Genomic DNA, 13,041 nt, shown 5'->3' with positions numbered 1-13,041 from the left:
GTTTTACTGGGTTACAACCCGCCTACAATTCATATCATCAATTGCAATGACTATATAAATCTTAGATAAAATTATGCAGTAACTTAGTATGATCTAATTATTTCTAGATTATTGAGGAAATAGCCGGCTAACCAATAAAAAACGGGAGCGTAACAACTCCCGTTTTTCATAGTATCAACTCAGAAATTCTTAGAGATGGATGCCATAGGCAATTGCAGAGAGGGCAAGAGCAATGACCCAGAGCGCTATGCGGCCAGAGCGGCTGTGCTTTGCCTCTGACTTTCCAATTGCATCAGCTGTTGCCTCGTCAAATCTCAGACCATTGTTGGCCATCGACTCAAGCTGATTGGAAAACTTGCTCGCGCGATCTGCGATAATTGGCAGGTCACTGGCCAGACGGCCCAGAACAGTCACACCGGTTGCGAGGTCTGAAATACGTCCCATTGGCCCCAGATTGCGCTGAATCCAGCTGGTGACTACAGGGTCGGCTGTGTTCCACATATCCAAATGCGGGTTCAGCGAGCGGGCGACGCCTTCTGCCAGAACCATGTTTTTCTGCAGTAAGATAAGCTGAGGCTGAGTGTGCATATTGAACATCTCAGTCACTTCAAACAGCTGGGTCAGCAGGCGAGCCATTGAGATCTCACTGGCATCATGTCCGTGGATCGGTTCACCAATAGCCCGGATCGCCTGAGCGAAGATGTCAACGTCCTGATCAGCTGGTACATAACCTGCTTCGAAGTGAACTTCAGCCACTCTGAGATAGTTGCGAGTGATAAAACCGTAGAGGATCTCAGCAAGGAAGCGGCGCTCTGAGAGGCCAAGGCGTCCGGTGATGCCCAGATCTACTGCGACCAGCGTTCCATCTGGTTCTACGAACAGGTTGCCTTGGTGCATATCCGCGTGGAAGAAACCATCGCGCACTGCGTGGCGCAGGAAAGTCTGGATGACCTTGTTGCCAAGCTCGGCGAGATCATGGCCAGCTTCTTCAATGCCTTCCAGATTGGAGAGCTTTACGCCATCAACCCACTCCATGGTGAGCACAGAACGAGAGGTGCGTGGCCAGTCTACGCTTGGAACGCGGAAATCTGTATCATCCTTGCTGTTCTCACCCATTTCGGAAAGGGCTGCAGCTTCCATGCGCAGGTCCATTTCCAGAATAACGGCACGCTCATAAGTCTCAACGGTCGCAAGCGGACGGAGACGGCGGCTTGCCGGGCTGAACCGTTCTGCAAGACGTGCAGCAAGATAGAAGCTTTTCAGATCGCGTTTGAAACCACGTTCCACGCCGGGGCGTAGGACTTTAACCGCGACTTTTTCCAGCTCACCATCGCGGTTCCGAAAGTACGCTGGGTGCACCTGTGCGATGGATGCTGCTGCGACAGGCTCACCAAACTCTTCGAAATGGTCTTCAACGGTTTTGCCGAGCTGCTCTTCAACCGTTTTACGCGCATATTCGGTGAGGAATGGCGGTACATTGTCTTGCAGAGCAGAAAGTTCTTTAGCGGCTTCCTTACCAACCACATCTGGGCGTGTTGCGAGGAACTGGCCCAGCTTGATGTAGGAAGGGCCGAGGCGGTTCAATGCATCGGTCAGGCGGGCGGCTGCGTCTTTCTTCTCAATTCCACGGCGCTCAACCATACGAGCCATGCCGATGGCAAGGCGCGGTCCGGGAGGCAGATCCGGCAGAGAGACAAGTCCAAACACACCTTCGCGGGCCATGACATAACCCGCGAAAATCAGACGCATAAATGGCACAATATTAGCGATCATAACTGGTTAGATTTTCCAGCCGGAGTGAAGTGCAGCGATACCGCCAGTGTAGTTTCTGTATGTGACACGCTCAAAGCCTGCGTCCCGTATCATCTGCGCAAAACGTTCCTGATTAGGAAACTTTCGGATAGATTCTACGAGGTAGCTGTATGGATCACCGTCACCTGTCACGACCTGTCCGATTTTTGGAATGGCGTGGAAGGAGAACAGATCATAGACCTTATCAAGCGCCGGAACATCAACCTGAGAGAACTCAAGGCACATGAAGCGGCCACCGCGCTTCAGCACTCGGAATGCTTCGCTCAGGGCTTTGTCGATTTGCGGAACGTTTCTGATACCGAATGCGATGGTGTAGGCATCGAAATGCTTATCCGGGAAAGGCAATTCTTCTGCGTTGCCTTGAATGAACTCGATGTTTTCGGCAAGGCCAGCTGCGTTTGCGCGGTCTTTGCCTACACCCAGCATGGAGCCGTTGATGTCGCAGACGGTTGATTTGATGGTTCGGTTGGAACGCTCAACCACACGGGTTGCGATGTCGCCAGTGCCGCCAGCCACGTCCAGATGTCGCCAAACGCGGGCGCCATTCTTTGGTGGGTTCAGGCTGGAAACCATCGCATCTTTCCAGAGACGATGCAGTCCACCAGACATAAGGTCGTTCATCAGGTCATAGCGGGATGCCACTTTGTGGAAAACATCATCCACCAGATCCTGCTTTTCACCTTCGCGAACTGTGCGAAACCCGAAGCTTGTTGCCATTTCAGTCGGGTCTGTTACGGATGCCTGCTCAGGGGTTGAGAACTCACGCGCCATAATCAAATCACTCCATTTCGCGGGCGAACATAGTACAGCTTGTTACAAAGCGCTATTCTAGAACGCAATCTTTGCCCAGCAGCAAACCACTGTACCAACGGATATCTTATGCCTGAATTACCGGAGGTTGAAACAGTCCGCCGCGGACTAGCTCCTTTTTTTGACAATGCAACAATTTGCAGAGTTGAACAACGCCGACCTGATCTTCGCTTCCCATTCGGCGATGATTTTGTAGAACGACTGGAAAATCGTCAGGTCGTTTCCTTCAGTCGCCGTGCCAAGTACCTGCTGCTTGATCTGGATAGCGGCGATGTTCTGGTGATGCATCTCGGCATGTCCGGCTCATTCCGATGGATCGAGACTGAAGATGCAGAACCGACGCAAACCGTTGAAATGTATCATGCAAAAGGCAAGCATCCGCAGCATGATCATGTGATCTTTCATGTTCGCCCTGCTGATCGCGAGACGATTGTGAAGATCATTTACAACGACCCGCGGCGCTTTGGGTTCATGGTTCTCATTCCACGCAGTAAGTTGGCGACGCATCCGATGTTTGTCGATATGGGCATTGAGCCGCTCGGCAACGAGTTGGACGGAGCTTATCTTGCCAAGCTGTTTGAGAACCGGAAAACGTCACTCAAAGCTGCTTTGCTCAATCAGAAGTTCATTGCAGGGTTGGGTAACATTTATGTGTGTGAAGCACTCTGGAGAACGGGGTTAAGTCCTTTCAACAGCGCATCCACACTTGCGGGCAAGTCCGGCAAGCCGCTCAAGAAGGCAGATGAGCTTTCCAATCACATTCGGGAAGTGCTGCAGGAAGCGATTAAGTCCGGAGGTTCTTCCCTGAAGGATCACCGGCAAGCTGATGGATCTCTCGGGTACTTCCAGCACAACTTTTCGGTCTACGATCGTGAAGGACAAGCCTGCCGAACGCCGAAGTGTTCTGGCGTTATTGAACGCAAGGTTCAGAACGGGCGCTCAACCTTCTTCTGCCCTAAGTGCCAGAAATAATTATGCGAGCTGATATGTCACGCTTGAGGGAATTGCATTCCCTTGAGCAACTGTCTAGGACACAGGCATAATATTTAAGAAGCGAGTGATGAGAAAAGGATAGCCCTATGAAAATCGGTGTAGTTGGTGTTGGCGCGGTTGGAAGTACTGCTGCTTATGCCATGGCCATAAACGGTGTGGGCAACGAAATCGTTCTCGTCGATTACAACCCAAAACTCGCCATTGCTCAGGCAGAAGACATTCTTCACGCGACCCCATTCGCACGCCCGATGAGCATTATCGGTGGTGATTACAGCGACCTGAAAGATGCGGCCGTTGTTGTGATTGCAGCTGGCGTGAACCAGCAGCCGGGAGAGACCCGTATTGAGCTGCTGGCGCGAAACGCAGGTGTGTTTGCAAGCGTTATTCCGGAAGTGCTGAAGTACGCACCAAACGCGATCCTGATTATTGCGACCAACCCCGTTGATATCATGACCCAGGTTGCGACCGAGATCTCCGGTCTGCCACGCAATCGCGTGATTGGGTCTGGTACTATTCTGGATACAGCGCGCTTCCGTACGCTGCTGGGTAAGCATCTGGGCATTACGCCAACATCTGTGCATGCGGACGTTCTTGGTGAACATGGCGACAGTGAAGTGTTGGTGTGGTCTGGCGCGAAGGCTGGTAACACGCCGCTGTTTACGTTCGCAGAGCAGATCAACAAGCCAATCACACAGGAAGTGCGTGAGCGCATTGATCATGGCGTTCGCTACGCGGCTTACTCCATCATCGAAGGCAAAGGCGCGACCAACTACGGTATTGGCTCCGGCCTCTCCCGCATTGTGAAAGCCATCCTGACCAATGAGCACGCTGTCATCAGTCTTTCTATCGTCAATGAAGAGATTGTCGGCGTGAAGGATACGGCTCTTTCTGTACCACGCGTGCTGGGAGCTGATGGCATTGAAGCGACGCTGTTCCCAAGTCTGGATGAAGTGGAGCGCAGTCAGTTGCAAGCTTCCGCAGTTGCGCTGGAAACAGCTGCAAAAGAAGTGCTTTCCAAGCACCTGAAATAACGAAGGTCCCGCAAAAGCATAATTTCGGCAGTTTTATTAGGCTTTTGCGGAATTTTCTTATTCCTACCTTGGCAAATTCCTGTTTTTCACCTATGCCACAGACCTAGTTTCTGATGCACAAGCGCATACAATCGCCAAGTTAGCTATTGGATTAGGTTTTTGCGCGTGTTTGTGCACTACTTGCAGCGCGGAGAGTATTGATGACACAGGCGGACATCGGCCTTGTAGGGCTGGGCGTCATGGGAGCTAATCTGGCTCTCAATATCGCAGACAATGGCTATAAGGTAGCGGTATTCAACCGTACTGCAGAGGGAACCCAGGCTTTCATGGAAAAGGCTGGTCACCTCAAGGATATGTTCATTCCATGCTACAGCACTGAAGAGCTGGTAGCGAACATCAAAGCCCCTCGTCCTATCATTCTGATGGTACCGGCAGGCGCACCTGTTGATCAGCAGATTTCTGTTCTGAAAGATCACCTGAAAGATGGTGATATCCTGATCGACGCAGGTAACAGCGACTTCCACGACAGCAACCGCCGCTACAAAGAACTGGCTGATACGCCATTCACCTTTGTTGGCATGGGCGTTTCCGGTGGTGCAGAAGGCGCTCGCTTTGGTCCTTCCATCATGGTTGGTGCTTCTGAAACCGCATATGCGCGCATTGAGCCGATCCTGAAAGCAATCTCAGCAAAGCACAATGATGAGCCTTGCGTTGCTCTGATGGGCCCAGAAGGTGCTGGCCACTTCGTAAAGACCCTGCACAACGGCATTGAATATGCTGACATGCAGATGATCGCCGAAGTGCACGAAGTGATGACCTCTACCCTAGGCCTGAGCATTCAGGAACAGGCAGAGATCTTCTCCAAATGGAACGAAGGCCCTCTGGCATCTTACCTCATCGAAATTACTGCAAACGTGATGGGTGTGGTTGACGAAGAGAGCGGCAAGCCAATTCTTGACGTTATTCTTGATACAGCTGGTCAGAAAGGTACTGGTCGCTGGTCTGCTGTTGAAGCGCACATGTTGGGTGTTCCTGCAACCGGTATTGATGCGGCTGTTGCTGCTCGTTGCCTTTCTTCTGCACGCGAACTACGCCAAGAAATTGCTGATATCTACCCGCAGTCGGATGCAATTCTGACTTGGGAAGAAAAGCAGGAAGGCATTGCAGCGTGTGAACGTGCGTTGATTGCTGGTAAGATTTCTGCTTACGCAGAAGGCTTTGCTGTACTAGCTGCAGGCGGCAAGGAAAACGGCTGGGATCTGCCGATGGGCGATATCGCTCGCATCTGGCGTCAGGGCTGCATTATCCGTTCTCGGTTCCTGGATGAGATTGCACAAGCGTACGATGAGAATCCTGAACTGAAGTCTCTATATCTGGCCCCTGCAATTATCGAACGCATGAAAGATGCAGTTCCAGGTCTGCGCGATGTGCTGAGCCTGTGCGTCACAAACGGTGTCCCAACACCTGCTCTTTCAGCAGCACTTGCTTCCTTCGATATGATCCGCCAGAAACGCACTGCTGCTTATGTTATTCAGGGTCAGCGCGACTTCTTTGGTCAGCATGGTTTTGAGCGTACAGACAAAGAAGGCTCCGGCTTCCATGGCCCATGGCCTGCAGGTGGTGCGTAAGCCCTAAACAACTTAGGCATGCTAGTTATTAACTAGGCTGTGCTATGCCTGATTGAAATTTATCGCAGAAACTGGCAGGACCGCATGTGTGGCCCTGCCCGTCCTTTAAAAGGCTGGCATGTAGTTGCTACAAACCGAGCCTTTACTAATCCCGGGAACTAGACGTGACTGCCAATTCACCCAACGGAGCTGAGATTTACCGCCGTCTCATTAAAGCGATTGAGAGCCGTGAACTGAAACCCGGCAGTCGCCTGCGGGAAGCTGAACTGGCAGAGAAATTCGGTGTGAGCCGCACCCCGATCCGCGAAGGCCTAAAGCGCCTTGAGGCGCAGGGGCTTGCTGTTCACGAGCCAAACCGCGGCATGGTTATTCCTAGTCTGGACCACAACCAGATCAGCGAACTTTACTATCTGCGTGAAGTGTTGGAAGGGACTGCTGGCCGCCTGGCTGCGCAGCATGCTTCGACGGCTGAGATCGAGATTCTGCAGGAGATGGTTGAGTCTGACATGCAGAACCTTGCGGATGCTGAGCGTCTGATCAAGACCAACCGTGAGTTCCACCGGCGTTTCTATCTTGCCTCACACAACCGCTATCTGGTTGAGCAGATCGATCATATGCGTTTGTCCCTGCTGCTGCTTGCAGGCACAACCCTGACGGATGATGATCGTCGGCGGTTGGCGATTGAGGAGCATGCTGAGATCGTGGATGCGATTTCCAAACGTGACTGTGACCGCGCTGACAAAGCTGCCCGCCACCACATTGCGGAGGCGCATAAGGCTCGCTTGAAGTTCTTCACTCAGTTGACCTGATCCAACCAAAAATTTGGTGATTTGGAGCGCGTTCTGCCATCAGAGCGCGCTTTTTGTTTAAGTGAGTCGGTATAAGTACCTAGAAAACCAGCCCAAATAAGCTTCACTTTTATTAGCCTGAGATATCACATAAGTTTCATATGAACATAGTAGATGTTCATATGAACAGCATATTTGCGGATTGAAGCAGACTTTGTGATGGAAACAACGCTCACTATCAGACAATCAGAGATCATTTCTCTCGTGCGATCCAGCGGTTTCGCAAGTGTCGACTCGTTGTCCGACCAGTTTGCCGTCACCACTCAGACCATTCGCCGAGACATCAATCGGTTGAGTGAACTAGGGCTTTTGAGGCGAGTACACGGTGGTGTGGAAGTTCCTGCCAATCGGGGCAACATCACCTACAAAGCCAGGAAGATCCTCAATCTAGAGGCCAAGAACGCAATTGCGCATTCCGTTGCTGAGTACATCGGTGACGGCGCAACGCTTGCATTCTCCATCGGCACGACTCCGGAGATTGTTGCAGAAGCACTTGAGACCCATGAAGGGCTGAAGGTCTTCACTAACAACATGAACGTTGCCATTGCCGCTCTTCGGAATACCTCCAGTGAAGTGACAATTGCTGGCGGACGGTTGCGGCATGGGGATCTGGACGTTCTTGGTTCCAGTGCAGAAGGCTTTTTCAGGAGCTACAAATTCGACATCGGCATCTTTGGTGTTGCTGGCGTGGATAGTGACGGAACGCTTCTGGACTTCAACGAGGATGAAGCTGCTGCACGTCAGGCTATTTTGGCAAACTGTCGCCAGTCATTCCTTGTTCTGGACCATTCCAAGTTTGGCCGTCTCGCCCACGTGCGTGCGGGTTTCCTGAGTGATGTCACCCGGATCTTCTGCGAGGAGACGCCGCCAGCTTCAATCCTTTCAATAATTGAGAAGTCATCTGCAGAACTCGTTATCTGCAAACAGGAGCCACCTCTATGAGCAGCCTGCACCATCCAGCTCGCCTTGAACTTACGAACCTGACCAAGTCATGGGGCGATACAACGGCAGTCAACAACGTGAACCTGTCGGTGGAAGGTGGAAGCTTTACGGTTCTTTTGGGGCCCAGTGGATGCGGTAAGTCCACAACGTTGCGCTTGATTGCCGGGTTGGAAGAGGCAACTTCCGGGCAAATCATTATTGGCGGGAGAGATGTGACTTATCACTCTCCCGCCCAGCGCGACATTTCCATGGTGTTCCAGAACTATGCGCTCTTTCCGCATATCTCTGTTGCCGAGAACATTCTGTTTGGCCTGAAGGTGCGCAAGGTTGGCAGAGCGGAGCGGGATGAACGGTTGAAGAATGCAGCTGATCTTCTCGGTATCTCTCAATTGCTGGACCGGAAACCATCACAATTGTCAGGAGGGCAGCAGCAACGTGTGGCTCTTGGGCGTGCCATCGTCTCACAAAAACCGGTTTGCCTGATGGATGAGCCGCTTTCTAACCTTGATGCCAAGCTTCGTCAGGAGATGCGTGTTGAGCTGCGTGCTCTACAGCAGCAACTTGGTCTGACAATGGTTTACGTAACCCACGATCAGACCGAGGCTATCACCATGGCAGATCAGGTGTTGCTGATGAACAAGGGCGAAGTTGAGCAGGTCGCAACACCGAAGGTGATTTATGAGCGACCAGCCAGCGTGTTCACAGCACGCTTTATCGGAACACCGCCCATGAACATCGTTGAGCTGGATAAGGTTCGTGCGGTGACGCCAGAGACCGCCCAGTCCTTGTTGCCTGAAGCGCCAGAAGGTTGCCTGCTGGGCCTGCGGCCAGAGGACATCAGATTAACTGGTGAAAACGGTATTCCTGCTCAGGTTGTGAGCCTTGAATACATGGGAGCGGATACGCTGGCGAATTGCTCAGTCGGCGGTGAAAAGCTGCTTGTACGCGTGAAGGGCAGCACTGAGTTAAAACCGGGCCAGAATATTGGATTGGCCTGGGACGAAGAAATTCCTGCAAGTTTTCAGAGAGATACCGGCAAGCGCCGGGAAGAATTCAAGCCGGTCGAGGTGCAATTCGAGCCGGCTTGAAAAACGCGCATCAGCGCATTGGAGTGCCCCAAAAACTAGGGCAATTTGAGGATATAAACCTATGAAATCCATTTTCAAGTCTTTAGGTCTGGCAGCTTCTGCCGCTGCTCTATCCCTTGGTACTGCGATCAGCGCTCATGCGGTTGATCTGCAGTTTTATTTCCCTGTAGCTGTTGGCGGTAAAGCCGCTCAAACCATTGAAGAGCTGACTGCAGAGTACGCAGCTGCAAATCCTGATGTGAACATTGATGCGGTTTATGCCGGTTCCTATCAGGACACCGTTTCCAAAGCGCTGACTGCAGCTCGCGGCGGCAATCCTCCGCAGCTCTCCGTGATCCTGTCAGTCGATATGTTCACTCTGATCGATGAAGACGTGATTATTGCATTTGACGAGATCGCCAACACCGAAGAAGACAAAAAGTGGCTGAACAGCTTCTATCCTGCCTTCATGGAGAACTCTCAGACTGGTGGTAAGACCTACGGCATTCCTTTCCAACGCTCCACTCCAGTTCTGTACTGGAACAAGGAAGCATTCAAGGCTGCTGGTCTGGATCCAGAAAAAGCACCTGCAACATGGGAAGAAATGGTTTCCATGGGCCAGAAGCTTGTCAAGAAAGATGCATCCGGCAACGTGACCCAGTGGGGTGTGCGTATTCCGTCCTCAGGCTTCCCATACTGGCTGTTCCAGGGACTGACCACCGAGAACGACGTTATTCTGGCAAACTCTGACGGCAACAAGACCAACTTCGACGATCCGAAGGTTGTTGAAGCACTTCAGTACCTTGTCGATCTCTCCGCCAAACATGGCGTGATGGCTCCGGGTATCATTGAATGGGGTGCAACGCCAAAGGCCTTCTTCGAAGGTAACACCGCGATGATGTGGACCTCTACTGGCAACCTAACCAACGTGCGCAACAACGCTCCGTTCGACTTCGGCGTTGCCATGCTGCCAGCAAACAAACGTCGTGGTGCTCCTACCGGTGGCGGTAACTTCTACATCTTCAAAGACTCCAGCGATGAGCAGAAGAAAGCCTCTGTAGACTTCGTAAAGTGGATCACCGCTCCAAAACAGGCTGCAAAATGGTCCATGGCGACTGGTTATGTTGCTCCGTCTCCAGCAGCCTGGGAAACTGATGAGATGAAGGCTTATGCTGCTGACTTCCCACCAGCACTGGTTGCTCGTGAGCAGCTGAAGCATGCGGTTGCTGAGCTTTCCACCTACCAGAACCAGCGCGTAACCCGCGTGTTCAACGATGCTCTGCATGCTGCAATCACCGGTAAGAAAACACCGGAAGACGCTCTGAAGGGTGCACAAGCTGAAGCAGACCGTATTCTTTCCGAATATCGCTAAGCTCTTTTGATTTCTCGTGATCCAGCGAGGCGCAGCTGTTTTGTGCCTCGCTCCAGCATTTTTCAAGAGGTTGCCAGATGACCAAACGTATGCAGTGGATTTACGCGTGGCTGTTGCTCACTCCAGCAATGGTTATGTTGTTCGCGTTTACCCACTTCCCGGCCATCACCACCATCATCAATAGCTTCTTCTCCACTCCACGTGGGCGCAGGCCAGCCAAGTTCGTCGGATTGCGGAACTATGAAGAGCTGATGGCAGATCCAATCTTCTGGAAAGTGCTGGTCAATAACCTTTGGTATGCGATGGCAACCATTCCCGCATCCATCGGTATCTCGTTGCTTATGGCTATCTGGGTGAATGACAAGCTTAAGGGGCGCAGCCTTGTACGTATGTCATTTTTTGCACCAACGGTGTTGCCGTTGATTGCAGTGGCGAACATCTGGCTATTTTTCTACACGCCGGGCTTTGGCCTGATTGATCAGATCCGGATGGGTGTCTTTGGACTTCCGGAAAATTCCTGGCTGGGCCAACAGGAAACCGTGCTGATCTGCATGATGGTGGTGACTATCTGGAAGGAAGCCGGATTCTTCATGATCTTCTATCTGGCAGCTCTTCAGGCCATTCCACCTTCCTACAAAGAAGCCGCTGATATTGAAGGGGCAAGCCGCTGGACGTTCTTCTGGAAGATCACATGGCCACTGCTCATGCCAACAACTTTGTTCGTATCTATCAATGCTGTTATTAACTCCTTCAGATTGGTGGATCACATCTTCACCATGACGGGCGGTGGGCCAGATAACGCCTCGTCTTTGCTGCTCTTTTATATTTACGAGGTGGCCTTCAAATACTGGCAGACCTCTTACGCTGCCACGCTAACCGTTGTGATGCTGGCTCTACTCTCGATCATCGCGATCGGCCAATTCTTCTTCATGGATCGTCGGGTGCATTACAGATGAGTGACTTATCTCTTTCCAAAACAGTTGAAGCTGCTCCTCCACGCCAGTTCGATTTTGACTGTGCGCTCAACACGTTCGGAGCCTGGACGCTCGCGATCTTGTGGGCCTTGCCTTTGCTGTACGCGATCTGGACGGCGTTTCACCCAGCAGCTTATGAGGCCAACTTTGAGCTGTTTGCTCCGCTTACTCTGGAGAACTTCACCAAGGCATGGTCAGCAGCACCGTTTGCTCAGTATTTCCTCAACACGACCATGCTGGTGACGCTCATTCTGATTGCTCAGTTCGTACTCTGTACTTTGGCAGCCTATGCCTTTGCTCGCTTTGAGTTTCCAGGATCCAACATTCTGTTCACACTTGTGCTTTTACAGCTACTGGTGATGCCGGACATTCTGATCGTCGAGAACTACAAGATGATCAGAAACCTTGGCCTGATAGACACCATTGTAGCGATTGGCCTGCCGTACATGGCATCCGGTTTTGGGATTTTCCTTTTGCGGCAGACGTTTAAGACCATTCCTCGAGAGCTGGATGAAGCCGCTCGAGTGGAGGGTGCTGGTCCACTACTGGTTCTCTGGAAGGTATATGTGCCGCTGGCAATCCCGACCTACCTTGCTTACGGGCTTGTTTCTGTCAGCCACCACTGGAACAATTTCCTATGGCCGCTGATCATCACGAACTCCGTTGAGACGCGGCCGGTGACTGTTGGGCTCTCAATATTTGCAGCAGTGGATGGTGGTGTGGAATGGAGCGTGATCAATGCGGCAACGCTGATGACGTCTGGCCCGCTGCTCATCGCTTTCTTGCTGTTTCAAAGACAATTTGTGCAGAGCTTTATGCGTGCGGGGATTAAGTAGGGAATTAGTAATTCCTACCCTTCAAATTTGATTGAAATAGGTGACCTTCGAGGAGGTTCACGACAGTTTTTTGAGGGGAATAGATGAGACTTGTCGCGATTACAGCCAGTATTCTTGCAGTATTACTCGGAATATCCGGATGCGCTGTGGTTTCAGTAGGCGGTGCTGCCGTGTCTGTTGCATCGACAGCAGTCACAACAACTGCAAAGGTTGGGACAAGTGTCGTAGGAGGAGCGGTTGATCTTGCTATTCCCGACGATAACGAAGATGACGATGAATAATCCTATTACTTCAATAGGATAGATTGTTATTGAAGATTATTCTACGGTAACGGACTGATTACTCGCCAAAACCACGCCGATCGCGCGGTGTAGCTCATTCATCTGATCTTCATCCAGAACTTCAACGAGTTCATCGCGCGTTTCTGCATCCAGTTGTTCGAGAGTAAATTGCTCAGCCGGAAGCTCGACCAAAGGCTCTGCACTTGCAGAAACTGGCAGGATTGCGCCATCCAGACGCTCTGCTTTGACGCGAGCATCTTCTAAAATGACGTGCACAAGGCCACGGCGGTCATCCGGAAGATTAACCTCAGCAACAATCGCGTTTACTGTATCGCGGTCTCCGAGCAGCAAGACTGGTGGCTTGGACGTCGCAGAATTGGTCATGGACAGGGCAGTGAGCAACGCGCCCAAAAGCACTACTAGAAAATACGGCATATACTAGATTCT

General features: G+C 51.7%; 12 protein-coding genes. 9 read left to right on the top strand and 3 right to left on the bottom strand.

Annotated features, from left to right (window positions below; translation table 11 throughout):
• Window positions 1–189 precede the first annotated feature (189 nt).
• Both ubiB and ubiE read right to left on the bottom strand, forming a co-directional pair.
• On the bottom strand, window positions 190–1,773 hold the full coding sequence (gene ubiB / locus PJE062_RS07765; protein WP_008548250.1) for a 2-polyprenylphenol 6-hydroxylase: 1,584 nt from the start codon (window positions 1,771–1,773) through the stop codon (window positions 190–192).
• A 6-nt stretch (window positions 1,774–1,779) separates the two neighbouring features.
• The gene (gene ubiE / locus PJE062_RS07760) at window positions 1,780–2,583 is read right to left on the bottom strand and encodes a bifunctional demethylmenaquinone methyltransferase/2-methoxy-6-polyprenyl-1,4-benzoquinol methylase UbiE (RefSeq protein ID WP_008548603.1); all 804 of its coding nucleotides are present in this window, start codon (window positions 2,581–2,583) and stop codon (window positions 1,780–1,782) included.
• Window positions 2,584–2,691: 108 nt separating this feature from the next.
• Here ubiE and mutM point away from each other — a divergent pair, with 108 nt between their 5' ends.
• The 9 genes from mutM to PJE062_RS07715 all read left to right on the top strand — a co-directional run bounded on the left by mutM (window position 2,692) and on the right by PJE062_RS07715 (window position 12,313).
• Complete coding sequence (gene mutM, locus PJE062_RS07755; RefSeq protein ID WP_008548726.1) at window positions 2,692–3,594, top strand: bifunctional DNA-formamidopyrimidine glycosylase/DNA-(apurinic or apyrimidinic site) lyase; 903 nt, start codon at window positions 2,692–2,694, stop codon at window positions 3,592–3,594.
• 107 nt (window positions 3,595–3,701) lie between these two features.
• Window positions 3,702–4,646, top strand: a complete 945-nt coding sequence (locus tag PJE062_RS07750) for an L-lactate dehydrogenase (protein ID WP_008548488.1) — start codon at window positions 3,702–3,704, stop codon at window positions 4,644–4,646.
• 200 nt (window positions 4,647–4,846) lie between these two features.
• Complete coding sequence (gene gndA, locus PJE062_RS07745) at window positions 4,847–6,274, top strand: NADP-dependent phosphogluconate dehydrogenase (protein WP_008548725.1); 1,428 nt, start codon at window positions 4,847–4,849, stop codon at window positions 6,272–6,274.
• A 164-nt stretch (window positions 6,275–6,438) separates the two neighbouring features.
• The gene (locus tag PJE062_RS07740; protein WP_008548547.1) at window positions 6,439–7,083 is read left to right on the top strand and encodes a GntR family transcriptional regulator; all 645 of its coding nucleotides are present in this window, start codon (window positions 6,439–6,441) and stop codon (window positions 7,081–7,083) included.
• Window positions 7,084–7,281: 198 nt separating this feature from the next.
• Window positions 7,282–8,064: a DeoR/GlpR family DNA-binding transcription regulator gene (locus PJE062_RS07735; RefSeq protein WP_208982213.1), complete on the top strand. Its 783-nt coding sequence runs from the start codon at window positions 7,282–7,284 to the stop codon at window positions 8,062–8,064.
• The gene (locus PJE062_RS07730; RefSeq protein WP_008548452.1) at window positions 8,061–9,152 is read left to right on the top strand and encodes an ABC transporter ATP-binding protein; all 1,092 of its coding nucleotides are present in this window, start codon (window positions 8,061–8,063) and stop codon (window positions 9,150–9,152) included. The genes PJE062_RS07735 and PJE062_RS07730 overlap by 4 nt, the downstream gene beginning before the upstream one ends.
• Window positions 9,153–9,213: 61 nt before the next feature.
• Complete coding sequence (locus PJE062_RS07725; protein WP_008548790.1) at window positions 9,214–10,503, top strand: ABC transporter substrate-binding protein; 1,290 nt, start codon at window positions 9,214–9,216, stop codon at window positions 10,501–10,503.
• A gap of 77 nt (window positions 10,504–10,580) precedes the next feature.
• Entirely contained in the window at window positions 10,581–11,459 is an 879-nt protein-coding gene (locus PJE062_RS07720) for a carbohydrate ABC transporter permease (RefSeq protein WP_008548479.1), read from the top strand.
• The gene (locus tag PJE062_RS07715; RefSeq protein ID WP_008548559.1) at window positions 11,456–12,313 is read left to right on the top strand and encodes a carbohydrate ABC transporter permease; all 858 of its coding nucleotides are present in this window, start codon (window positions 11,456–11,458) and stop codon (window positions 12,311–12,313) included. Before PJE062_RS07720 ends, PJE062_RS07715 begins: the two co-directional genes overlap by 4 nt.
• 317 nt (window positions 12,314–12,630) lie before the next feature.
• Here PJE062_RS07715 and PJE062_RS07705 read toward each other — a convergent pair whose 3' ends face one another.
• A complete protein-coding gene (locus PJE062_RS07705; RefSeq protein ID WP_008548345.1) occupies window positions 12,631–13,029 on the bottom strand; it encodes a hypothetical protein in 399 nt (132 codons plus the stop codon).
• Window positions 13,030–13,041 lie beyond the last annotated feature (12 nt).

The sequence above is a fragment of the Pseudovibrio sp. JE062 genome, from assembly GCF_000156235.1.
Lineage (GTDB): Bacteria > Pseudomonadota > Alphaproteobacteria > Rhizobiales > Stappiaceae > Pseudovibrio.
This window is presented reverse-complemented; position numbering and strand designations above follow the sequence as displayed.